The organism is Rhodococcus aetherivorans (genome assembly GCF_025722975.1).
GTDB lineage: Bacteria > Actinomycetota > Actinomycetes > Mycobacteriales > Mycobacteriaceae > Rhodococcus > Rhodococcus aetherivorans.
In genome coordinates, this window is record NZ_CP106982.1 from 2,197,404 (window position 1) to 2,220,025 (window position 22,622).

Here is a 22,622-nt window from a genome sequence, read left to right on the forward strand (position 1 = left end):
CGGAGGGTACCGCGCGTTCGCGGCGCCATACTGGGAAGGTGGGTTCTACCGCCGGAACGGACTGTGGGGATTTCGCGGCCGCCCCCTGGCTCTATCCCGGGACGGCCGCGCCGGGCAGTGGTCTGCTCCGGGGGGACGGCTATCACCGGGCACGTCCCCGGCCGGGAGCCGGCCTCGGTGCGGCACGGCTGGACGGGCGCGAGGACTCGATGCTCGACGAGGCGCTGCGCCGGGCCGGCGTCGCCGGCGTCGGCGACCGGCACCTCGTCGTCGCGGTGGGCTCGAACGCGTGCCCGGCGGTCGTGCGGCGCAAGTTCACGGCCGGAAACGTCGACACCACCGTGCCGTTCCTGCGCGCGACGGTCGAGGGCATCGCCGTCGGGCACAGCGCCCACGTCAGCGTGGCCGGCTACGTCGCGGCGACCGCGTTCCGGCGGCCGGGGACCCGCACCCCGGTGTTCGCGTCGCTGCTCGACCGAGACCAGCTCGCGTGCCTCGACGCGACGGAGCCGAACTACACGCGACGTACCGTGACCGCCGACGAGTGCCGGCTGGAGATCGACGGCGGACAGCGGCCGGCGTCCTTCGGCGTGTACGTCTCGAAGTGGGGCGCCCTCGCGCCGCCGGGGGCGCCGCCGCTGCGGCTGCGGTCCCAGGAGGCGCTGTTCGCCGCGCTCCTGCGCCACTGTGCCGGGTTCGCCGCGCTCGTCGGCCGGCGCCCGCACGAGTACCGGTCCGCGATGAAAGCCCTTGCGGGTGAAGCGGACCTGCGCGCCGCCCTGCGACAGTCGTTCGCCGCGTCGGGCTGGGCCGCCCGCAGCGGCTTCGACGGCTAGCGGCAGGAGCAACGACTTCCACGACAGCCGGTCGACAACGGTGCGAACCCGGCGTTGACTGGAGAGATACACACTCCCCTGGCCATGGAGGCCGTCATGCTCATCATCTTCGGACTCGTCGTTCTCCTCGCCGCCGTGATCATCGGTGTGGCCGGGGTGTTGGGCAACACCGGCGCCGCCCATGCACTGACCGACGACAGCTTCGTCGTCTTCGGGTACCACGTCACCGGTTCGACCGGTGCACTGTTCCTCTACGGCATCGTCGTCGGTGCGATCGGAGCGGTCGGGCTGAGTCTCCTGCTCGCCGGTGCGCAGCGGACCTCGCGTCGAGGTCGGCTCGCTCGCCGCGAACTGAAAGAATCCCGCCTCGAGACCACCGCTGCGAGGCACGAGTACGACCGGTCCTCCGCACCGCAGCCCGGCAGCGCCGCCCCGCCGCCGCCCGGGGGCTCGCCGTCCAACTCACCCGATTGGCGCCATCCGTTCGGCAATCGATCCGGTGGGTCGACCGCCGCCCCCCACTGATCGTCCTCCCCGGCCCCCGAGGCGATCGGGGGCCGACCGCCGGCACCAGCGCCGGTTCGATGCTCGGGCTGTGATGTTCGGCCGGCAGCGGGCCGAAGTCACCGCACCGGCGGTGCCGGTGTGGGCGGTGTCGGCGCCCGAAGGTGGGTGGGGGTGCTGAACCGGGCTGCGCGCCGGTGGATCCGGTGTTCGTGACCGCGCCACCGCACTGCCGGCAGATACCGCATCGGTTCGGCGTAGAACACGCGCTTGGCATACTCGATCAGCACCAGGTAGCCGATCACCAGCACGACCAGGGTGAGGAAGAACCCGATCGGCAGGGGCGTGAACCCCAGGTCCGCGCCGAGCGGGGAGACCGTGATCGCGATACCGACCGCAAGCACCCCGGCGACGGTGAGCACCAGTCCCAGGCTGGGCCGGCTGCGCAGGAACGGGACGCGGCGGGTGCGGATCGCGAACACGATCAGGGTCTGGGTGGCCAGGGATTCGACGAACCAACCGGTGTGGAACAGCTCCGGCCCGGCAGCGAACACCCCGAGCATGATCCCGAAGGTGATGAAGTCGAACAGCGAGCTGATCGGGCCGAAGAACAGCATGAACCGGCGGATGAACGCGATGTCCCAATGCGAGGGTGCGTGCAGTTGTTCCTCGTCGACGCGATCACCGGGAATCGCGAGCTGGCTGGTGTCGTAGAGCAGGTTGTTGAGCAGGATCTGGCTCGGCAGCATCGGCAGGAAATCCAGCACCGCCGAGGCCGCCGCGGCGCTGAACATGTTGCCGAAATTGCTCGACGTGCTCATCAGCACGTACTTGATCGTGTTGGTGAAGGTACGCCGCCCTTCCGTGACGCCGTCCGCCAACACTCCGAGATCCTTCTCGAGCAGCACCACATCCGCGGCGTCCTTGGCCACATCGGTGGCGGAATCGACGGAGATGCCGACGTCCGCGGTGTGCAGGGCCAGCGCGTCGTTGACGCCGTCGCCGAGAAATCCGACAGACCGGCCGTGGGTGCGCAGGGTCTCGACCAGTCGCGCCTTCTGCTCCGGGGAGACCCGGGCAAAGATGGTGGCCCGCAATGCTGCCTCGCTGAACTGCGCGTCGTCGAGACCTGCGAGGTCGGAGCCGGTCAGGCTGCCGCCGGAGACGAGCCCGAGGTCGGCGCAGACCTTCTCGGCGACCTGCGGGTTGTCGCCGGTGGCCACCTTGACGGTGATGCCGAGGGCGGCGAGCCGGGTCAGCGAAGCGGCCGCGGAGGTCTTCGGCCGGTCGAGGAAAACGAGGAAGCCGGTCAGGATCAGGCCGTGTTCGTCGTCGGGGACGAGCCGATCGGCGTGGCCGGGCGCGGGTTTGGACGCCACGGCGACGACGCGGCTGCCTTGGGCGAACAGGCCGTTCAGCACCGTGTGCGCGGCGGTACCGACGTCGGCGCAGCGATCGAGCACGGTCTCGGGCGCGCCCTTGACCACGATCAAGGACTCGCCGTCGGGACCGCGCACCAGCGTCGAGGACATGCGTCGCTCGTGGTCGAACGGCAGGGTGGCCAGCCGGGTGTACCCGTCCGCGACCGGGCCGGTGGGACCTGCCGCCGCCCACAGGGCGGTGTCCAGCGCGTTCGAACCGAGACGGACACCGCCGGCGGTGTCGGTGTCCGTCTCGGTGGCGAGCAGGCCGTGCAACAGCGCCGCCGAGCTGGGAGCACCGGAGGGGGCCAGCGCCTCGCGGAAACCGATCCGTCCGTCGGTGAGGGTGCCGGTCTTGTCGGTGAGGAGGATGTCGATGTCACCGAGGTCCTCGATGCACACCAGACGTTTGACCAGAACCTTGCGGCGGGCCAGGCGTCGGGAACCTTCGGCGAGGGAGGTGCTCACCACCGCCGGCAGCAGCTGCGGAGTGATGCCCACCGCGATGGCGAAGGCGAACAGCAGCGACTCGATCAGCGGGCGCTGCAGCACCAGGTTGGTGACCACGATCGTCGCGGTCAGAGCGACGGCGACCTGCAGCAGCAGCACCGAGAAGCGCCGCAGCCCGATCTGGAACTCGGTCTCCGGCTCGCGTTCACCGAGCCCGACCGCGATGCGCCCGAACTCGGCGTCCGCGCCCGTGGCGACGACCACCCCCGTCCCGGTGCCGGCATGGACGACGGTGCCCATGAATGCGCACCCGGCCAGATCTGCCAGGGCCGTTCCCGGCGGCACCGGGTCCACGGACTTGGCGGCCGGCTCCGATTCGCCGGTCAGGACACTCTCGTCGCATTCGAGCCCGGTCGCGCTGAGCAGGCGCAGGTCGGCTGGCACGAGCTCGCCCAGGACGAGGTGCACCACATCGCCGGGCACCAGTTCGGTGACGTCGATCGTGGCAGCGGCGCCGTCGCGCAGCACCACCACGGTGTGCCGTTGCCTCGAGTGCAGTGCGGCGCTGGCGCGTTCGGCGCGGTACTCGTTGACGAAGCCCAACCCGATGCTCGCCAGCAGGATGACCCCGATGATGACGGCGTCGTTGCGGTCGCCGAGAAAGAACGATGCGACCGCGGTCGCGGACAGCAGCAGCAACAGCGCGCTGCGCAGTTGCCGCCCCAACACCGCCAGGGCACTCACGCCGTGGCTGCGCACCGCGTTCGGTCCGGCCACCGCCAGCCGGGCGGCCGCGTCGGCGCTGCTCAGACCGGTGGACGAACTCTGCAGACGGGACAGCACGTCGGTGCTCTCACCGGCCGCGGCGTCGGCCGCGGCGATGTGCAGGACCGGGAGGCCGGTCATCCGGCCATACCGATCGGTGCCGCGACTCGCCCGTGCAGTGCGACGACAACGGACATCCTGCCCCTGCTCAACCGCGCAGGCACGTCACCCGCACCGCCGCACCCTGTCCGGCACAGCATCCGCCTCGCCGCTGCCTGCATGGCCGCAAACTTAACCGGTCCCGGCTACGTTCGGAGCGGTCCGCGTACAGACGCGGGCAACCACGGGTTCGTCCCGGTCACGACCTGCCGGTCTCGTCCAGCCGCCGGCGCAGGTGCTCCCGTTCGGGTTCGGTTCCGGCCCGCTCGAGCGCCCGCCGGTAGGCGACGGCGGCCTCGTCGTCGCGGCCGAGCCGGTGCAGCAGTTCGCCGCGCGCGGTGGAATACGGGTGGTAGCCGCGCAGCCGGGGCTCGTCGGCGAGTGCGTCGAGCAGCGCCAGGCCGGCCTCGGGACCGTCGCGCATCGCCACCGCCACGGCGCGGTTCACCGCGACGACCGGCGACGGTGCCAGGGCGGACAGGACGTCGTAGAGCGCGACGATCTGCGGCCAGTCGGTGGATGCGGCGCCGGGGGCCTCGTCGTGCAGCGCCGCGATCGCGGCCTGCACTCCGTACGGGCCCGGCAGGCCGCCGGTCAGCGCCACGGGCACGAGGGCGGTGCCCTCGGCGATCAGGGCGTGGTCCCACCGTGCGCGATCCTGATCCGCGAGCAGAACGATGTCGCCGTCCGGGCCGGTCCGGGCGTCGCGTCGCGCATGGATCAGCAGCATCAAAGCGAGCAGTCCGGTCACCTCCCGCTCGCCGGGCAGCAGTCGGCGCAGGATCCGGACCAATCGGATCGACTCCTCGGCGAGGTCGAGACGCTGCAGGTCCGGCCCCGAGCTGGCTACGTATCCCTCGGTGAAGACCGAGTAGAGCACCTGTAGCACGCCCGGCAGTCGCGCCGGCAGCTCGTCCGGATCCGGCACCCGGAACGGGATACGGGCCTGCCGGATCTTCTTCTTCGCCCGTACGATCCGCTGGGCCATCGTCGCGGTCGGGACGAGAAAGGCACGCGCCACCTCGGGTGTCTCGAGCCCGGCCAGGCACCGCAGGGTCAGTGCCACCCGGTCCTCGGCCGGCAGCGCCGGGTGGGCACAGGTGAAGAACAACTGCAGGCGTTCGTCGGGCATCTCACTGCCGGCGTCCGGGGTGTGGGAGGGGGCGGCCCGTTCCGAATCCACCTGCAGAACGGCGAGCCGGGCGGCGTACACCTGATCCCGCCGGAGCCGGTCCACGGCCTTGCGCCGCGCCGTCGTCAGCAGCCAGGCCCCCGGCTTGGCCGGTACGCCCCGGACGGGCCAGTGCACCAGTGCCGCCTCGATCGCCTCGGCGGCGACGTCCTCGGCCAGGTCGAGGTCGCCGAAGCGGTGGACGAGCGCGGCGAGCAGCCGACCGCGCTCCTCCCGGAACACCGCTTCCACGGCGGCGTCGACCCGGGCGCCGGCACCCGGCCCGTCCGTCGCGGTCACTGCCCGAAGTCGGCGATCGGCCGCACCACCACGGATCCGCCGCCGCGCGCCCCGGGACAGCGGGCCGCCCAGTCCAGCGCGACGTCGAGGTCGGGCACGTCGACGACGTAGAAGCCCCCGAGGACCTCGCGCGTCTCGGCGAACGGCCCGTCGGTGGTGACGGCACGCGCACCGTCGGGGCCGACCCGCACGGTCGTCGCGGTGGTCAGGTCCGCGAGCGACTCCGAGGCAACGACGATTCCGGCCTCCTGGATCTGCTTGTCGTAGACCATCCACTCCTCGACGCTGCACTGGTCGCTCGCGTCGGCCGATGCGGCGTTGATCAGCAGCATGTACTTCATGGTGAGCACCTCTCGTTGGGTGAGTGTCCTGTGCGGCAGGGTTGCCGCACGACATGACGACGAACGGGACGGCGTCGGATCGACAGGGGTACCGGTTCATTGTCGACGGCGACCCCGACATCCGGTGGCACGTCCGGGCGCGGTCGCCGGATCGTCAGCCGGCATACCCCACCGTCGCGCCGGTGCGCTCCCGGGCGCGGGCCAGTCGCTGCGCCTCGGCCTCGAGTTCGTCCCGCGTCCGCACGGACAGCGGCTCGAACGGCTCGACCGACACCGCGAGCGTGTCCCGTGACGTGGCCCTCGCCCGCCAGATCCCTCGTATCTCCCCGTCGACGAGGACGACACCGGGGCTGCCGATCGGTCGCCAGATCGCCTTCCGGCGCGCTCGGTCCGGCACCAGGAACTCCCTGTCCCGGGCCTGCAGCCACGGATCGCCGGGCGGCAGCAGGCGGGTCGCTCGCACGTCGGCGGCCCCGTCGAGTTCAGCGACCGCCGAGGCCGGCACCAGGCCCGTCCCGGCCGGGCCGTTCACCGGAACCAGATCGTCGGGCAGGACCGCGCGAATCGTTGCGATGTCGGTGCCCAGGAAGGCCGCCAGCCCGGCCGGTGTGACCGGCGCCAGCACGTCGGCGTACCGGTGCAGGGCGGCAGCGGTGCCCTCGGCGCGCTCGGGCACCGCATCGGGTCCGATCCCTTCGGGCAGGACGTCGAGGTGGGTGCTGCGGCCCTGTGGGCAGACCCGCACGCGCGCCGCGAGACCGACCTGCTGGAACAGCGCACCGGAGATGTGTCGGGTTCTGCACGAGGGGCAGTGATAGGTGAGGTCGGCGGGAACCGCCGCGCTGACCGCCGCACTCAGCTCTCCCTTGGTCATCGGGCCGGTGAGCGCGGCGCCCATGGCCTCGGCCGCCTCGGTGAATGCGCGCAGGCCGCGCCGGGCGCCCTCGCGGATCTGCCCGGTCCCGATACGTCTCGTGGCGTCGGTGTCGTTCACCGGCCAGAGGGCCGCGGCGAGAAACGCGAGATCCCCGGGCCGATGCAGGTGCGGCGCCCCGCGCCACGACCATACGAGGACGAGTGAATCATGTTCTGCCGCAGCGTCGTCCGATCGTGCGGCGAGCGCGTCGCGGGCCGATCCGTACGGGGTGTCCTGGACCCCGAGCGCAAGCACCCGATCTCGCCCGGCGGAGGTCCGGTCGAGTCCCTGGGCCGCGGCCCGGTAGCCGAGGATCCGACGTCGGCCGAGTGTCGTGACAACCACTTCCGGCCCTCCGATCCTGTCGTCGCCGTGGTGTACCCATACACGCCGGTGCGGGCGATCCCGACAACGACGATCCCGACAACGACATTGTCGGCGACCTCGGCCCGCCCGTGCTGCCGCGCGGACTACCGGCGAGTCCAGGGTCCGCCCAGAATATGTGGGCTCCGTTCCTCTGCGACAGCCCCGCTGCCTGCTCTATCGTTGTGACGGGTGACAGGGCGGGCGGTCGCCGACTCCGGGATGTGTTGCAGGGCCACGTGCCAGGCCGTTCCTGGCAGGGGACCGGGACCGGAGGGTTGCGATGGTGCTGCTGTATTCGCGCACGAGCAGTTCGATACGGCGGTGGATCGACGAATCGGGCGGCCTCCGCCGATCCACGTGTGCGGCGACATCGGTACCGCCACCTCTCCGGTCTTGAACTCGGTCTTGCCCCAGCAGTTTCCGGGTGGCAACGGGGTGGCCGGCTTACCTCGGATCGGCTTCCCGGGACAGGGGGATCGATCGCGGTTGCGGGGTGAGGCGACGGCGCTGAGAAGGGGCGGGGGCTCGCGGTTCACAGGGGGACAGGGCGAGGAGCGGTCGAATGCAGGGGAAAGCTGTCGGTGACGAGGACGCGCTGGTGCTGCAGCCGTTGTCGATCGCGGTGCTCGACGGCCTGTGGGTGGGCAGCGGGATCACTGTCGGCATATGGGTGTTCGGATCACTGCTGTGGACGGTGGTCGTAGTGCTGGTCTGCGCCGGCACACACGCCGTCGGTTGCCGTACCCGCGGCGGTGGCGGCGCCGACAGGGTAGAGGCGACCGGTCCGTAGGAATTCGTCGCGGCCTCCGAATCGAATCTCGGCACTCGTCGAACAAGGGAGAGAAAGCATGGTCCGAGCAGTGATCTTCGCCGCCGGGACGGCCGTAGGCTTCGTCCTCGGTACCCGTGCCGGGCGGCAGACCTACGAGAAGATGAGGGATCAGTCCCTCGGCCTCTGGCACAACCCCGCGGTGCACGAGAAGGTGAGCGGTGCGACGCAGACCGCGAAAGACAAGGTGCCACAGGTGCAGCACAGGGTCGAGGCGCTGGCGAAGAAGGCGGCCCACCGCGGTTCGGGCACGGACACTGCCACCGGTGTACCGCTGACCGAGGCTGCGGCATCCGCTCCGGCGGCCATGGAACCGACTGTTCCTCCGACGACGGACGACCGGCCGAGCCTCGGTCCGAACAACTGAGCCCGCCGATGAGGCCCTCGGCGACGCGGCCCCCGCGCGCCGGAATCACGGACGCGGGTGTGTTCGGGGCGCGGACGTCGCTGCGCACTCCCGCCCCGGAGGGAGGCCCGCGATACTGAGGATCTCCGGCGGAACGCCGGCTTTGCCCGGTCACGGTGCCGGCGGGTGTCCCGGATCGGGGTCGGCAACTCGGCGCGGTTGCGGCATGCGAGGTTGTGATGATGGTGAGCGAAGCAGATCGCGAACGCCGCCGGGCGCGCCGGACCGCGGCCGAACGGCTGCATCCGGACGTCGGTGGGGACGCGGAGGCGTTGGCCACCGCGCTCGAGGCGATAGATCGTGCGCGTGCGGTCCCTGACTCGGAATCGGTCCCTGCCTCGGAGCCGCCGCCCGCGGTGGTGGTGCAGGGTCGCCGAGCCCTGTGGCGGCGGCACCTGCTGCGGGTACGGCCCCGCCGCAGAATCCGGCCCAACCGTCACGCCGGATGGTGAGGCCGCCGCCGGCGCGACGGATCGCCGTCCTCTTCGCGGTCGTCACGACGGCGTCAGGGCTCACCGCGCTCATGGCCTTCGCGTCGGACGTGGAGAACAACGCCGTGATCGCATGGGCGTCGCTGGGTCCGTACCTGCTGCTCGGGACGGTGGCGGGCGCGATCGCCGCCGCGCTCGCCCGGCGACCGGTACTGCTGGCGTCGGCACTCGTCGTCGTCGCGGCCGGCGCATGGACCCTGGGACCGCTGTACCTGCCCGGCGTCCCGGGCGACGGGCCGGACGCCGCATCCGGTCCCACCATCCGCGTGATGCAGGCCAATCTCATGGTCGGGCAGGTCGACTCCGATGCGCTGGTCCGGACGGTGCGCGAGCGACAGATCGACGTCCTCACCGTGCAGGAGCTGACCGAGGGCGCGGTGGCCGCGCTGCAGGTCGCGGGGCTCGACGACCTGCTACCGCATCGCTTCCTGGCCCCGACGCCGACCGGCGGTGCGGGCGCCGGGATCTACAGCAGGTTTCCCGTCTCGGCCGGCCGGAAGCTCGACGGGTTCGGGCCGACGAACCTGACCGCGACTCTGGACACCGGTCCCGGACGCCTGCTGATCCTGTACGCGGTGCATCCCGCGCCGCCGTACCTGACACCCGCTCCGGCGTGGGCGGCCGAGCTGGAACGACTGGACGCGGAGCTCGAGTCGGTGTCCGGCACGGCCCCGGTCGTGGTCAGCGGGGACTTCAACGCGACGTACTCGCACACCCGCTTCCGCGACCTGCTCGACGACGGGTACGTGCACGCCGCGGACCGGGTCGGCGGCGGGCTCGTGCCGACGTATCCGGCGGACCGCCGCTACCCGGCCCTCGTCGGGATCGATCACATCCTCACGCGGGGCGCCACGGCGACCGCCCTCGAACGGATCGAGCTGCCCGGCTCCGATCATCACGGCCTCGTCGCCGGGATCCGGCTCCCTCCGCCGTCCGGCGACGAGAGTTCCGTCGAAGGTGGGTAGCGGCCTCACCGCACGACCCGCAGCCGGATGTCGGTCGCGACGGGCCCGCGGGTCGCGACGAGACGTTCCAGCGCGAGCGGGGTTCCGCCCGGGCGGTCGAACAGTCGGACGCCGTCGCCGAGCAGGACCGGCGCGATGCAGACGAAGATCTCGTCGAGCAGGCCGGCCTCGAGGCACTGCCGGGCGACGTCGGCGCCGAGCACGTTGACGTATTTCCCGCCCGCGGCCGTGGTGGCCGCGGCCACGGCCGCGTGGAGGTCACCGACGAACGTCACGCCCGGGACCGGCTCGGCCGGAGGGTGGTGGGTGAGCACGAACTGCGGTCCGCTCCAGCCGCCACCGAACGCCTCGCCCTCGGCGGGTGTGCCCTTGTGCGGGTCGTCGCCGCGGAAGGTGCGGTTGCCGACGAGGAGCGCGCCGATCTCGCCGACGAGGTCGTCGATCGCCGGATCCGGTCCGAGGTACGGCACCAGCCACGACATGTCGCCGCCGGGACCGGCGATGAATCCGTCGACCGACGTCGTCGCCGAGTACAGCAGCTTGCTCATCGGCCTGCCTTCCGCTCGCGGTGTCTCGATTCTGTCCGTACCGACCGCCGGACGGACGGAAACTCGTCGCAATGGATGTGTAACTGGTTAATATGGTTACGTGAGTCGGGTCGACATGCGCTCCGCCGAGGGCATCGAGTTCGTCGTCGACACCGGAGCGCCGTGCCTGGATCTGCTCTACACCGGCGGCGAGGGGGAGCGGGCCCGGTGGGAGGCGCTGCACGCCCCGGGCGACCTCGCGCGCTGGGTCGCGACGCACCTGCTCGGGCGGGCCGTCGCCGCGGCAGCGGTCGACGTCACCGCCGAGGACCTGATCCGCGCCAAGGAACTACGCGAGGTGTTGTGGCGCACCGCGAACCGGTCTGCGGACGGAGACGGGCCGGCGGCCGCCGACAGCGCCGCCCTCGACGCGGCCGCCGCCCGGCCGGACATCGCCCCGCAGCTGCGCCCGCCCGGCGTGGTCACTCCCGTCACCGGCAGTCAGGTGCTGTCGACGCTGGCCCGCGACGCGATCGGCCTGCTGACCGGTCCCTACGCCGAGCGCATCAAGCGGTGCGCCGCCGACGACTGCGCCATCGTCTTCGCCGACACCTCCCGCGCGGGAACGCGGCGCTGGTGCTCGATGGCGCGGTGCGGCAACCGTGACAAGGTTCGTGCCCATCGGAAGAAGGAGAAGTGATGCCGGTCGGACAGACGAAGGACGCCGGATGGCAGATCGGGGTGTCGAAGACCCTGCCGCATCCGATCGACGCGGTGTGGCGGCTGCTCGTCGGCACACCCGAGCTGTGGCTCGGCCGCGGCGCGACGGTCCCGCGCGCCCCGGGTGCCGAGTGGCGCAGCGACGACGGTGTCACGGGGGAGCTGCGCAGCCGCCACGAGGGGGACCGGGTGCGCCTGACCTGGCGGCCCGCAGGCTGGAACCACGACAGTACCGTGCAGGTGGCCGTCTCGGCCGCGCCCCGCGGCACCGTGCTCCGCTTCCATCAGGAGCGTCTCGCCGGACCGGACGAACGCGCTGCTCAGCGCGCCCACTGGCAGGGGGCGCTGGCCCGGGTCGAGCGCGCCCTCGCCACCGCCGACGGCGACCCGGAGGGTGCACCCCTACCATCGGACCGGTGACCCGCGAACTCGCCACCGCCTACTGGCCCGACCTCGAACCGGGCCGGGCCACGGTCGCGGTTCCCGTCGGCGCGCTCGAGCAGCACGGGCCGCACCTGCCGCTCGACACCGACACCCGCATCGCCCGCGCGTTGACGGCCGCCCTGCCGGGCGTGCTCGTCGCGCCGGCCCTCGAGTACGGGTCCAGCGGCGAGCACGAGGGCTTCCCCGGCACCGTCTCGCTCGGCGCGGAGGCGATGGAGACCGTCCTCGTCGAATACGGTCGTTCGGTGTGCCGGTGGGCCGCGCGCCTGCTGTTCGTCAACTGGCACGGCGGCAACGTGCACCCGCTGACCAGGGCGGTGTCCCTGCTGCGCTACGAGGGCCGCGACGTGGCGTGGCTGCCGTTCGCCGTGCCCGGCGGCGACGCCCACGCCGGGGTCACCGAGACCAGCCTGCTGCTGCACCTCGACCCGCGCGTGGTGGACACCGCCCGCGCCGAGATGGGCAACACCGGCACCCTCGCCGACTTGATGCCACGGATGCGCGAGGGCGGTATCGTCGCCGTGTCCGCGAACGGCGTGCTGGGGGATCCGACGCCCGCGAGCGCGGCGCAGGGGGCACGATGGTTCGCCGAACTCGTCGATCGAGCAACGGCACAGGTAACCCGGTGGGAGCCGGATGGGAAAGGAAGACTCCGTTGACGAGCACGGCCCGACTGCCCGACGGATTCGGCGTCCGTATCGACCCGCGGGTGCGCGCCTACTCCGACGGCCGCGTGCTCATCGGCGGCTCGCCCACCCGCATGCTCAAGCTCGCCCCGGCGGCCGCGGCGATGATCGGCGACGGCTACGTGAAGGTCGTCGACTCGCAGACCGCCGTCGTGGCGCGGCGGCTGCTCGACTCCGGAGTCGGAAACCCCCGTCCCACGGCCCTGCCTGCCACGTCCGACGTCACCGTCGTGATTCCCGTCAAGAACAACACGGCCGGGCTCGAGCGGTTGCTGGCGGCCGTCGAGGGACTGACGGTGATCGTCGTCGACGACGGCTCCGACGTCCCGGTGCCCGCCCCGGCCAGGGCGTCGGTCCGGGTGCTGCGGCACGAGCGATCCCGTGGTCCGGCCGCGGCACGCAACACCGGACTGCGCGCCGCCACAACGCCGTTCGTCGCATTCCTCGACTCGGACGTGGTGCCGCGGAAGGGATGGCTCGAGGTGATGCTCGGGCACTTCTCCGACCCTGCGGTGGCCCTGGTGGCCCCGCGCGTCGTCGCGCTCGAGCCCGACAAGGGCGCCCTGGGGCGCTACGAACACGCGCGCTCGTCGCTGGATCTCGGCCGCCGCGAGGCCGCCGTCAAGTCCGGCAGCCCGGTCTCGTACGTACCGAGCGCCGCGATCATCGTCCGCCGCGACGTGCTCACCGCGACCGGCGGCTTCGACGAGGCCATGCACGTCGCCGAGGACGTGGACCTGTGCTGGCGGCTGCAGGAGGCCGGCTGGCGGCTGCGCTACGAACCGGTGGCGCACGTGGCCCACGACCACCGCGTCGGATTCCGGAAGTGGTTCACCCGCAAGGCCTTCTACGGCACGGGTGCGGCGCCCCTCGCGAGCCGGCACCCCGGCTCGGTGCCCACCATGTCGATGTCGGGGTCGATGCTGTTCGCGTGTGTGGCCGCCGCGAGCCGCACCCGCCTCGGCGTCGTCGGTTCGGTCGCGTCGCTGTCGGTGACGATGCTCCGGCTGCGGCGGATGTTCACCGAACTCGACCAGCCGACCCGCATCGCGGCGGTGCTCACCGCGCAGGGGTTCGTCGGCGGGATGTGGCAGGTCGCCTCCGCGCTGTGCCGGCACTACTGGCCGGTCACGCTCGTCGCCGCCGTGGTCTCGCCGAAGGTGCGTCGCGCGGTCCTCGGCTTCGCCGTCGCCGAGGGGCTGTGGGACTGGTACGGCCACCGTGAGGAGGGCGGCCTCGACCCCCTGCGCTACGTGTTCTACAGGCGCCTCGACGACATCGCCTACGGCGCCGGACTGTGGTGGGGCGCGGTCGAGGCCCGGGATCCGGCGGCGCTCGCGCCCCGCATCCGGGGCTGAGCCGGGGCACCCGCATCCATGGCCGATCCGGTGCACGCCGACGTGGTCGTGGTCGGCGGCGGCAGCTGCGGCTGCGTGCTGGCCGCCCGGCTCAGCGAGGACCCCGACCGGACGGTCCTGCTACTCGAGGCCGGCCCCGGCTACCGCACGACCGCCGACACCCCGCCCGCGGTGCTCGACGCGACCGTCCTGCCGGTCGGTCCGGACAGCCCGTGGACCTGCGCCTACCCGGCCCGGCTGACCGGACGTCGTCGCTCCGTCGTCGCCCGCGGCCGGTTGCTGGGCGGCTCCGGCGCAGTGAACGGCGCGTATTTCGTGCGGGCCCGCCCGGACGACTTCGAGGCCTGGCCGCCGTCCTGGTCGTTCGATCGGGTGGTGCCGCACTTCCGCGCCACCGAGACCGACGCCGACGCGGCGGACGCCGTGGAGACCGGAGTGAGCCGGCGATGGCACGGCGCGACCGGCCCCGTGCCCGTCGCCCGCACGCCCCGGGAGCGGCTGCACCCGGCCAGCGCCGCGTTCCACGACGCGGCGCTCGCCGCCGGCCATCGCCGTGTGGACGACCTCAACGCGCCCGGCCCGGACGGGGTGGGCCCCGTCCCGCTCAACATCCGCGACGGGATGCGCGTCGGTCCCGCCCACGCGTACCTGTTGCCGGCGCTGGCCCGGCCGAACCTGACCGTGCGCACGGGAACGCGCGTGCGGCGGGTCGTGCTCTCGGGCGCGCGCGCAGTCGGTGTCGAGACCGAGGACGGCGAGACCGTCGGTGCCGGCCACGTCGTGCTCGCCGCCGGTGCGATCGGCTCCCCGCAGCTGCTCATGCTCTCCGGCATCGGCGACGGCGCCGAGCTCACCCGTCACGGCATCACCCCCCGGATCGAGATCCCCGGTGTGGGCACGGGTTACACCGACCATCCGGAGGTCGCCGTCCCCTACCGGTACCGCGTGCCGCTGCCCGGGCCGGCCCCCGTGCTGCAGGTCGTCCTGCACGCCGGCAACCTCGAGCTGCGCCCCTACACCGCACCGTTCGCCGCGTCCGTCCCCGGTAGCGGCGTCGCCGACCCGGTCCTGGGGGTGGTGCTCACGAGGCCCCGCAGCCGCGGCGCGATCCGGCTCGACCCGGCCGACCCGTTCCGGCCGCCGCTGCTGGACTACCGCTATCTCGACGACCCGGCCGACCGTGCCGACCTGCGCGAGGGGGTGGCGCGCGCCGCGCACCTGCTCGCGGCGATGCCGGACGTCGTCGACCGCACCGGCCTCGACCCGGACGCGTTCGACCCCGGCGACGCGTGGCTCGAGCGGCACCTCGGGACGTCGCTGCACCTGTCCGGAAGCTGCCGGATGGGCGGCGACGCCTCGGCCGTCGTCGACGAGCGGTGCCGGGTGCACGCCGCCGAGGGGCTGAGCGTCGTGGACACGTCCGTGTTCCCGCAGGTGCCCAGCCGTGGGCCGCACGCGACGGCCGTGATGCTGGCCGAACGGGTGGGCACCCGGACGTGCTTGTGACTCGGGTTACAGTTGTTCGGAGGAGGAACCGGCAGATGAGCAGCAGCGCATGACCGACGAACGATCCGGCTCGGCCAACCCCTGGGTGGCGCTGCGGCCCGGCGACGACCCGTCGCAGCTGGCGCAACGCGCGTCCTCGGCGCACAGTTCGTTCCTCGACGCGGCCGACACGTCGGTCGTACCTGCCTCCGTGCGCTCGGTGGTCCGCGAATCCTGGCTGCGCAGCCGCAGGAACGGCATCAGTCCCGACGCCGTCGAACAGCCGAGCCTGCTCACGGGCCTGGACCTCGAGCGGTACCGGGCCGGGCACCCGATGGCGCTGATCCGCCCCGTCGTGCGCAAGCTGCTGGTGGAGGACGCCGCCGACAGCGGGCTGCTCGTCGCGATCAGCGACGAACAGGGCCGGCTGCTGTGGGTCGAGGGTGATCACGCCGCCCGTGACCGGGCGCTGTCGATGAGCTTCGTCGAGGGCGCCGACTGGAGTGAGGAGCGGGTGGGCACCAACGCGCCCGGCACCGCTCTCGCTGTCGACCACTCGGTCCAGATCGTCGCCGCCGAGCACTTCAACCGCACCGTGCACGAATGGAGCTGCTCGGCCGCGCCGGTGCACGACCCGAGCACCGGCCGGATCCTCGGCGCCATCGACATCACCGGTGGGCTCCGCGTCGCCGCGCCGGAGGTGTTGCAGCTCGTGCGGGCCACGGTCGCCGCCGCGGAGTCGGAACTGCGACTGCACCTGCTCAGCTCGCCGCGGCTGTTGTCGGCTGCCCGGACGAGCCTCGACACGTTCGGGTCGGGCCGGCCCACTCTGCACCGCGACGGCGAACGGATCCCGCTCTCCCAGCGCCACGCCGAGATCCTGCTGCTGCTCGCCGAACACCCCGAGGGCCTGAGCTCGGACCGGCTTGCGGTGCTGCTCGACGAGGCCGAGCTCGACTCCGTCACCATCCGTGCCGAGATGTCGCGCCTGCGAAAGGTTTTCGGACCCGAGGGGCTCGGCTCGCGCCCATACCGGCTCCTTGGCGAACTCGTCACCGACGTCGCGGAGGTCCGCGGCGCACTCGACCGCGGCGATGTGGCGACGGCGGTGCGTCTGTATGCCGGACCGGTGCTGCCCGGATCGGCCGCGCCCGGCATCGAGGAGATCCGGGACGAGCTGCGCGCCCGGGTGCAGGCCGCGCTGCTCCGGGCCGGCGACGCCCAGTTGCTCGCGCGGTGGACCGCGTCGGTGCACGGGCGCGACGACATCGCCGCGTGGGAGGCGTACCTGACCACCCTCGATCCGCATTCGACGCTGTTCGCCCAGGTCAAGGCCCGGATCGAGCTGCTGGACCGTCAGCTCGGGATCTGAGGTTCGGAGCTACGCAACGTAGTTGCAACCCACACGTTCGTAGTGTTCCGGATCACACGCCCCGCATGGGGGGTGCCAGACCATCCGAGGAGTGAACACCGATGACCGTGTACGCCCGTCCCGGCTCGCCCGACGCCCTGATGTCCTTCCAGTCCCGCTACGACAACTGGATCGGCGGCCAGTGGGTACCGCCTGTGAAGGGTCAGTACTTCGAGAACGTCACCCCGGTCACCGGTCAGCCGTTCACCGAGGTGGCCCGGTCCACCGAGGAAGACATCGAGCTGGCCCTCGACGCCGCCCACGCCGCCGCGCCGGCCTGGGGCAAGACGTCCGTCGCCGAGCGTTCCATCCTGCTCAACAAGATCGCCGACCGCCTCGAGGAGAACCTCGAGTCGATCGCCCTCGCCGAGACCTGGGACAACGGCAAGCCGATCCGCGAGACCCTCAACGCCGACATCCCGCTGGCGATCGACCACTTCCGCTACTTCGCGGGCGCGATCCGGGCGCAGGAGGGCTCGATCTCCGAGATCGACGCCGAGACCGTGGCCTACCACTTCCACGAGCCGCTCGGCGTCGTCGGCCAGATCATCCCGTGGAACTTCCCGATCCTGATGGCCGTGTGGAAGCTCGCCCCCGCCCTGGCCGCCGGCAACGCCGTCGTCCTCAAGCCGGCCGAGCAGACGCCCGCCTCGATCCTGTACCTGATCTCCGTCATCGGCGACCTGCTGCCCCCGGGCGTGGTGAACATCGTCAACGGCTTCGGCGTCGAGGCCGGCAAGCCGCTGGCCTCGAGCCCGCGCATCCGCAAGATCGCGTTCACCGGCGAGACCACCACCGGCCGCCTGATCATGCAGTACGCCTCGCAGAACCTGATCCCGGTCACCCTCGAGCTCGGCGGCAAGAGCCCGAACATCTTCTTCTCCGACGTGCTCTCGGTCAACGACGACTACCAGGACAAGGCGCTCGAGGGCTTCACGATGTTCGCCCTCAACCAGGGCGAGGTGTGCACCTGCCCGTCGCGCGCCCTGGTCCAGCAGGACATCTTCGACGACTTCCTGTCGCTGGCCGCGGTGCGCACGAAGGCCGTGCGCCAGGGCGACCCGCTCGACACCGACACGATGATCGGTGCCCAGGCGTCGAACGATCAGCTCGAGAAGATCCTGTCCTACATCGAGATCGGCAAGAGCGAAGGCGCGCAGGTGATCACCGGCGGCGAGCGCGCCGACCTCGGCGGCGATCTGTCCGGCGGCTTCTACGTCCAGCCGACGGTGTTCAGCGGCCACAACAAGATGCGCATCTTCCAGGAGGAGATCTTCGGACCGGTGGTCTCCGTGACGTCCTTCCAGGACTTCGACGACGCCATCTCCATCGCCAACGACACCCTCTACGGCCTCGGAGCCGGCGTCTGGTCCCGCGACGGCGGGGTCGCCTACCGGGCCGGCCGCGCCATCCAGGCCGGCCGGGTGTGGACCAACACCTACCACCAGTACCCGGCGCACGCGGCGTTCGGTGGCTACAAGCAGTCCGGCATCGGCCGCGAGAACCACCACATGATGCTCGACCACTACCAGCAGACGAAGAACCTCCTGGTGTCCTACGCGCCGAAGGCCCAGGGCTTCTTCTGATCCGAAGACCCGGCGCCTGTCACGTCATCCCCCCTGCGACGTGGCAGGCGCCGTTCCCATTCCGCCCTGCCCCGAGTCGAGCGAATGTATCGCCCACTCGATCAGTCGAGGTGAGCGATACATTCGCTCGGGGGAGGCGCAAGCCGACAACCGGAAGGCACCCCATGTCCGTCCCGCTCCGCCTCGTCGCCACCGCCGACGCGGTTGCTCTCCTGCGCCGTCTCGTCGAGCGGCACGGGCCGCTGATGATGCACCAGTCCGGCGGCTGCTGCGACGGGTCGGCGCCGATGTGCTACCCGGACGGCGACTTCGTCGTCGGCGACCTGGACGTGCTGCTGGGGGTGCTGGACCTGCGGCTGCAGGTGGGGGCGACGGCCGGTGACCTGCCCGCGGGCGCCGACGCCGTCCCGGTGTGGATCTCCGGGTCCCAGTTCGAGGCGTGGAAGCACACGCAGCTCGTTCTCGACGTGGTGCCCGGCCGCGGCTCCGGGTTCAGCCTGGAATCGCCCGAGGGGCTGCGCTTCCTCAGCCGCGGCCGCGCCTTCACCGCCGACGAGAACGACGCCCTCGCCCGCGACACACCCCTGCTCGGCAAGCGGTGGGCCGCCGGTGCCCGTCCGGAGCCGGCCGCCGAGCCGACCGTCGTGGCCGAGGCCGCCGACGCGTGCCCGGTGCCGACGCCCCGGGGCGCCTCCTCGTAACACTTCCGTGACCGCGTACTGACGCGGTGTGTACCTACCGCTCGTACCGTGAGTACGCGCGGTGTCCTCGACGTGCCCGCTCGACACGTCGCCATCCTCCGTCGAGAAGAGAGATCATGTCGTTGACCGACCCGCCCAGGACCGGGGCCGAGACCCCGGCCCACCACGACGGCGCGGACTTCCACGCCGAGAGTCGTGCGTATCTCGAAAAGCGCACTCTGAGAAAGGGTTCGGCGGGCTGGGTGCTGCTCGCGGGCCTCGGTGTCAGCTACGTGATCTCCGGTGACTACGCCGGCTGGAACAACGGCCTGGCCGAGGGCGGATTCGGTGGTCTGCTCGTCGCCTCGGTGGTCATCGCGGCCATGTACTTCGCGATGGTGCTCGGCATGGCCGAGCTGTCCTCCGCGCTGCCCGCCGCCGGCGGCGGCTACACCTTCGCGCGCCGCGCCCTCGGACCGTGGGGTGGATTCGCCACCGGCACAGCAATTCTCATCGAGTACTCGATCGCCCCGGCCGCGATCGCCACGTTCATCGGCGGGTACGTCGAGTCGCTGAACCTGTTCGGCATCACCGACGGATGGTGGATCTATCTCGCCGTGTACGCGGTGTTCATCGGCATCCACCTCACCGGCGCCGGCGAAGCGCTCAAGGCGATGTTCGTGATCACGGCGATCGCTCTCGTCGGGCTCGTGGTGTTCGCCGTCTCCGCCGTCGGGCTGTTCGACACCGCGAACCTGACCGACATCGCCGTCGACGAGACCGCCGCCGGAGCGTCGTCGTTCCTTCCCTTCGGCCTGTTCGGCATCTGGGCGGCCGTGCCGTTCGCGATCTGGTTCTTCCTCGCCGTCGAGGGTGTGCCCCTGGCCGCCGAGGAGGCAACCGAGCCGGAGAAGAACGTGCCCAAGGGCATCATCGTGTCCATGCTGGTGCTGCTCGTCACCGGTGCGACCGTGCTGTTCCTGGCCACCGGCGCGCTCGGCGCCGACGCCCTGTCCACATCCGGTAACCCGCTCGTCGAGGCCCTCGGCGACACCGGCGCAGCGAAGGTGGTCAACTACATCGGGCTCGCCGGCCTGATCGCGAGCTTCTTCTCGATCATGTACGCGTACTCGCGGCAGACGTTCGCGCTCTCCCGCGCCGGGTACCTCCCCACGAGCCTGTCGCTGACCAACAAGCGCAAGGCGCCCATGCTGGCGCTGATCGTCCCCGGCGTGATCGGGTTCGCGCTCTCGCTCACCGGCGAGGGAGCGATGCTGCTCAACATGGCCGTCTTCGGCGCCGCGGTGAGCTATGTGCTGATGATGGTCAGCCACATCGTGCTGCGCCGGCGCGAACCGCACATGCCGCGGCCCTACCGCACCCCCGGCGGCGTCGTCACCACCTCCTTCGCGCTGGTCGTCGCCGCGGCCGCCGTCGTGGCCACCTTCCTGGTCGATCCCGTCGCCGCCCTGTGGACCCTCGGTGCCTTCGCCGCGTTCATGGCCTACTTCGGGCTCTACAGCCGGCACCGGCTGGTGGCGAACTCGCCCGACGAGGAGTTCGCCGCGCTCGCCGAGGCGGAGGCCGAGCTGAAGTGAGCGTCTACACCCAGCATCTCGCCGGCACCACCTACACCTTCGACGGCCTCGTCGACCTGCTCGCCAAGGCCACCCCGCGCCGCTCCGGCGACGAACTCGCCGGCTGCGCGGCCGAATCCGACGCCGAGCGTGCGGCCGCGCAGTGGGTCCTCGCCGACATCCCGCTCGACGTGTTCCTCGCCGAGCCGGTGGTGCCGTACGAGACCGACGAGGTCACCCGGCTGATCCTCGACGATCACGACCGCGACGCCTACAGGTCCGTGCAGCACCTGACGGTCGGGGGACTGCGCGACCTGCTTCTCGACACCGTCACGAAAACCGATGCGGCCGCGGCGTTCGCCGCCATGTCGCCCGGCCTGACCCCCGAGATGGTCGCCGCCGTCAGCAAGCTCATGCGCAACCAGGACCTGATCGCGGTGGCCCGCGCGATCGAGGTCACCTCGGCGTTCCGCACCACCGTCGGACTGCCCGGCCGGCTCGGCACCCGGCTGCAGCCCAACCACCCCACCGACGATCCACGCGGCATCGCCGCCGCGACCCTCGACGGGCTGCTGATGGGCTGCGGCGACGCCGTCATCGGCATCAACCCGGCCACGGACTCGCCACAGGCCACCGCCGACCTGCTGCACCTGCTCGACGAGATGCGGCTGCGCTTCGACATCCCGGTGCAGTCCTGCGTCCTGTCCCACGTGACGACCACGCTCGGCCTCATCGAGGCCGGTGCCCCGGTGGACCTGGTGTTCCAGTCCATTGCCGGCACCGAGGGGGCGAACGCCGGCTTCGGCGTGAACCTGGCTCTGCTGCGGGAGGCGAACGAGGCCGGTCGCGCTCTGGGGCGCGGCACCGTCGGCGACAACGTCATGTACCTCGAGACGGGGCAGGGCTCGGCGCTGTCGGCCGGCGCGCACCTCGGCACGGGCGGACGCCCCGTCGACCAGCAGACCCTCGAGACCCGCGCGTACGCCGTCGCCCGGGCGCTCGACCCGCTGCTGATCAACACGGTGGTCGGGTTCATCGGCCCCGAATATCTCTACGACGGCAAGCAGATCGTCCGGGCCGGCCTCGAGGACCACTTCTGCGGCAAGCTGCTGGGCCTGCCGATGGGCGTGGACGTCTGCTACACCAACCACGCCGAGGCCGACCAGGACGACATGGACACCCTCCTGACCCTGCTCGGGGTGGCCGGCGCCGCGTTCGTCATCGCGGTGCCCGGAGCCGACGACGTCATGCTCGGCTACCAGAGCCTGTCGTTCCACGACGCGCTGTACGTGCGTCGCGCGCTGGGCCTGCGCGCCGCCCCCGAGTTCGAGCGATGGCTCTCCGGTCTCGGCATGGTGGACGGAGCCGGGCACATCCTGCCGGTGGACGCGGCGGCCTCCCCGCTGCGCGCCCTCGCGGGAGGTGCGGCGTGAGCGGGTCCGTCGACCGTGACTTCTGGGCACCGCTGCGGTCGGCGACCCAGGCCCGCATCGGGCTCGGCCGGGCCGGCGACGGCCTCCCGACCGCTCGGGTGCTCGAGTTCCGGGCCGCGCACGCCGCGGCCCGCGACGCGGTGCACCAGCCCCTCGACGTGCCGGCGCTGGCCACCGACGTCGAACGCCTCGGACTCGGCGCGCCGATCGTCGTCACCAGCCGGGTGAGCGATCGCGGCGAGTACCTGCGCCGCCCGGACCTGGGCCGCCTGCCCGAGGATCTGTCCGCGGTCCCCGGCACCGGCGCCGACGTCGGGGTGGTCCTCGCCGACGGGCTCTCGCCGCGAGCCCTGGCCGAGCACGGCGTCGCCCTGCTCGAGGCCGTCGTGGCGGCCCTGCCGCGGCACCTGTCCGTGGCACCGCCGGTGATCGCGACGTCGGCACGGGTGGCGCTGGGCGACCACATCGGCGCCGCCCTGGGGGTGCGCACGCTGCTGGTGCTGATCGGGGAGCGGCCCGGGTTGTCGGTCGCCGACAGCCTCGGGGTGTACCTGACCCACGAGCCGCGGCCCGGTCGGGCCGACGCCGAGCGGAACTGCGTGTCCAACATCCACCCCCCGGAGGGGCTCGGGTACGCCGCGGCCGCGCGTGTCGTCGCGGGGCTGGTCGACGGGGCGCGCCGGCTCGGGCGTTCCGGTGTGGACCTGAAGGACACGACGCGGGCGGACCGGCTCGATTCCGCGACGGTGGGGGAGTTGTAGAGGCGAGAGTGTGACGTACCCGCGTGGGCGGTTG

At 72.0% G+C, this 22,622-nt stretch carries 21 protein-coding genes; 16 read left to right on the forward strand and 5 right to left on the reverse strand.

Annotation, left to right across the window (positions count from 1 at the left end; genetic code table 11):
* Window positions 1-38: 38 nt before the first annotated feature.
* Together OCS65_RS10220 and OCS65_RS10225 are read left to right on the forward strand one after the other, a co-directional pair.
* A complete protein-coding gene (locus tag OCS65_RS10220) occupies window positions 39-836 on the forward strand; it encodes a hypothetical protein (RefSeq protein WP_065922330.1) in 798 nt (265 codons plus the stop codon).
* Between the two features lie 96 nt (window positions 837-932).
* Window positions 933-1,361 (forward strand): hypothetical protein, encoded by a 429-nt coding sequence (locus OCS65_RS10225; protein WP_043800627.1) that lies wholly within the window; start codon window positions 933-935, stop codon window positions 1,359-1,361.
* Window positions 1,362-1,459: 98 nt separating this feature from the next.
* Here the strand turns inward: OCS65_RS10225 and mgtA are convergent, their stop codons facing one another.
* The 4 genes from mgtA to OCS65_RS10245 form a co-directional block, all read right to left on the reverse strand.
* Window positions 1,460-4,117, reverse strand: a complete 2,658-nt coding sequence (mgtA, locus tag OCS65_RS10230; RefSeq protein WP_043800526.1) for a magnesium-translocating P-type ATPase — start codon at window positions 4,115-4,117, stop codon at window positions 1,460-1,462.
* A 217-nt stretch (window positions 4,118-4,334) separates the two neighbouring features.
* On the reverse strand, window positions 4,335-5,606 hold the full coding sequence (locus tag OCS65_RS10235; RefSeq protein WP_043800523.1) for an RNA polymerase sigma factor: 1,272 nt from the start codon (window positions 5,604-5,606) through the stop codon (window positions 4,335-4,337).
* Window positions 5,603-5,947, reverse strand: coding sequence for a YciI family protein (locus tag OCS65_RS10240; protein WP_044475582.1), 345 nt, complete (start codon window positions 5,945-5,947; stop codon window positions 5,603-5,605). Before OCS65_RS10240 ends, OCS65_RS10235 begins: the two co-directional genes overlap by 4 nt.
* A 154-nt stretch (window positions 5,948-6,101) precedes the next feature.
* Window positions 6,102-7,208, reverse strand: coding sequence for a DNA glycosylase AlkZ-like family protein (locus tag OCS65_RS10245; protein ID WP_231772639.1), 1,107 nt, complete (start codon window positions 7,206-7,208; stop codon window positions 6,102-6,104).
* 583 nt (window positions 7,209-7,791) lie between these two features.
* On the opposite strand from OCS65_RS10245, the gene OCS65_RS10250 reads away from it, so the two are divergent.
* The 3 genes from OCS65_RS10250 to OCS65_RS10260 all read left to right on the forward strand — a co-directional run bounded on the left by OCS65_RS10250 (window position 7,792) and on the right by OCS65_RS10260 (window position 9,920).
* Complete coding sequence (locus OCS65_RS10250) at window positions 7,792-8,019, forward strand: hypothetical protein (RefSeq protein ID WP_051446102.1); 228 nt, start codon at window positions 7,792-7,794, stop codon at window positions 8,017-8,019.
* 58 nt (window positions 8,020-8,077) lie between these two features.
* A complete protein-coding gene (locus tag OCS65_RS10255; RefSeq protein WP_043800517.1) occupies window positions 8,078-8,425 on the forward strand; it encodes a YtxH domain-containing protein in 348 nt (115 codons plus the stop codon).
* Between the two features lie 484 nt (window positions 8,426-8,909).
* The gene (locus tag OCS65_RS10260) at window positions 8,910-9,920 is read left to right on the forward strand and encodes an endonuclease/exonuclease/phosphatase family protein (protein WP_231772640.1); all 1,011 of its coding nucleotides are present in this window, start codon (window positions 8,910-8,912) and stop codon (window positions 9,918-9,920) included.
* Between the two features lie 5 nt (window positions 9,921-9,925).
* On the opposite strand, the gene OCS65_RS10265 is transcribed toward OCS65_RS10260, so the two are convergent.
* Window positions 9,926-10,468, reverse strand: coding sequence for a dihydrofolate reductase family protein (locus tag OCS65_RS10265; RefSeq protein ID WP_065922331.1), 543 nt, complete (start codon window positions 10,466-10,468; stop codon window positions 9,926-9,928).
* Window positions 10,469-10,568: 100 nt separating this feature from the next.
* On the opposite strand from OCS65_RS10265, the gene OCS65_RS10270 reads away from it, so the two are divergent.
* From OCS65_RS10270 to eutC, 11 genes are all read left to right on the forward strand, one after another.
* Complete coding sequence (locus OCS65_RS10270) at window positions 10,569-11,147, forward strand: CGNR zinc finger domain-containing protein (RefSeq protein ID WP_231772641.1); 579 nt, start codon at window positions 10,569-10,571, stop codon at window positions 11,145-11,147.
* Window positions 11,147-11,587 carry an SRPBCC family protein gene (locus tag OCS65_RS10275; protein ID WP_006930907.1) on the forward strand — a complete coding sequence of 147 codons (441 nt, stop codon included), beginning with the start codon at window positions 11,147-11,149 and terminating at the stop codon, window positions 11,585-11,587. The genes OCS65_RS10270 and OCS65_RS10275 overlap by 1 nt, the downstream gene beginning before the upstream one ends.
* The gene (gene mftE / locus OCS65_RS10280) at window positions 11,584-12,270 is read left to right on the forward strand and encodes a mycofactocin biosynthesis peptidyl-dipeptidase MftE (RefSeq protein ID WP_006930905.1); all 687 of its coding nucleotides are present in this window, start codon (window positions 11,584-11,586) and stop codon (window positions 12,268-12,270) included. Before OCS65_RS10275 ends, mftE begins: the two co-directional genes overlap by 4 nt.
* A complete protein-coding gene (gene mftF / locus OCS65_RS10285) occupies window positions 12,267-13,655 on the forward strand; it encodes a mycofactocin biosynthesis glycosyltransferase MftF (protein WP_231772642.1) in 1,389 nt (462 codons plus the stop codon). The genes mftE and mftF overlap by 4 nt, the downstream gene beginning before the upstream one ends.
* Before the next feature lie 18 nt (window positions 13,656-13,673).
* The gene (mftG, locus tag OCS65_RS10290) at window positions 13,674-15,161 is read left to right on the forward strand and encodes a mycofactocin dehydrogenase MftG (RefSeq protein WP_231772643.1); all 1,488 of its coding nucleotides are present in this window, start codon (window positions 13,674-13,676) and stop codon (window positions 15,159-15,161) included.
* 49 nt (window positions 15,162-15,210) lie between these two features.
* Window positions 15,211-16,512 carry a helix-turn-helix domain-containing protein gene (locus tag OCS65_RS10295; protein WP_006930898.1) on the forward strand — a complete coding sequence of 434 codons (1,302 nt, stop codon included), beginning with the start codon at window positions 15,211-15,213 and terminating at the stop codon, window positions 16,510-16,512.
* Window positions 16,513-16,613: 101 nt separating this feature from the next.
* On the forward strand, window positions 16,614-18,137 hold the full coding sequence (gene exaC, locus OCS65_RS10300) for an acetaldehyde dehydrogenase ExaC (protein ID WP_006930896.1): 1,524 nt from the start codon (window positions 16,614-16,616) through the stop codon (window positions 18,135-18,137).
* Between the two features lie 164 nt (window positions 18,138-18,301).
* Window positions 18,302-18,838 carry a DUF779 domain-containing protein gene (locus tag OCS65_RS10305; protein ID WP_231772644.1) on the forward strand — a complete coding sequence of 179 codons (537 nt, stop codon included), beginning with the start codon at window positions 18,302-18,304 and terminating at the stop codon, window positions 18,836-18,838.
* Window positions 18,839-18,954: 116 nt separating this feature from the next.
* Window positions 18,955-20,415: an ethanolamine permease gene (gene eat / locus OCS65_RS10310; protein ID WP_029544952.1), complete on the forward strand. Its 1,461-nt coding sequence runs from the start codon at window positions 18,955-18,957 to the stop codon at window positions 20,413-20,415.
* Window positions 20,412-21,827, forward strand: a complete 1,416-nt coding sequence (locus OCS65_RS10315; RefSeq protein ID WP_029544950.1) for an ethanolamine ammonia-lyase subunit EutB — start codon at window positions 20,412-20,414, stop codon at window positions 21,825-21,827. Before eat ends, OCS65_RS10315 begins: the two co-directional genes overlap by 4 nt.
* Entirely contained in the window at window positions 21,824-22,588 is a 765-nt protein-coding gene (gene eutC / locus OCS65_RS10320; RefSeq protein WP_029544948.1) for an ethanolamine ammonia-lyase subunit EutC, read from the forward strand. The genes OCS65_RS10315 and eutC overlap by 4 nt, the downstream gene beginning before the upstream one ends.
* The last annotated feature ends 34 nt before the right edge of the window (window positions 22,589-22,622 follow it).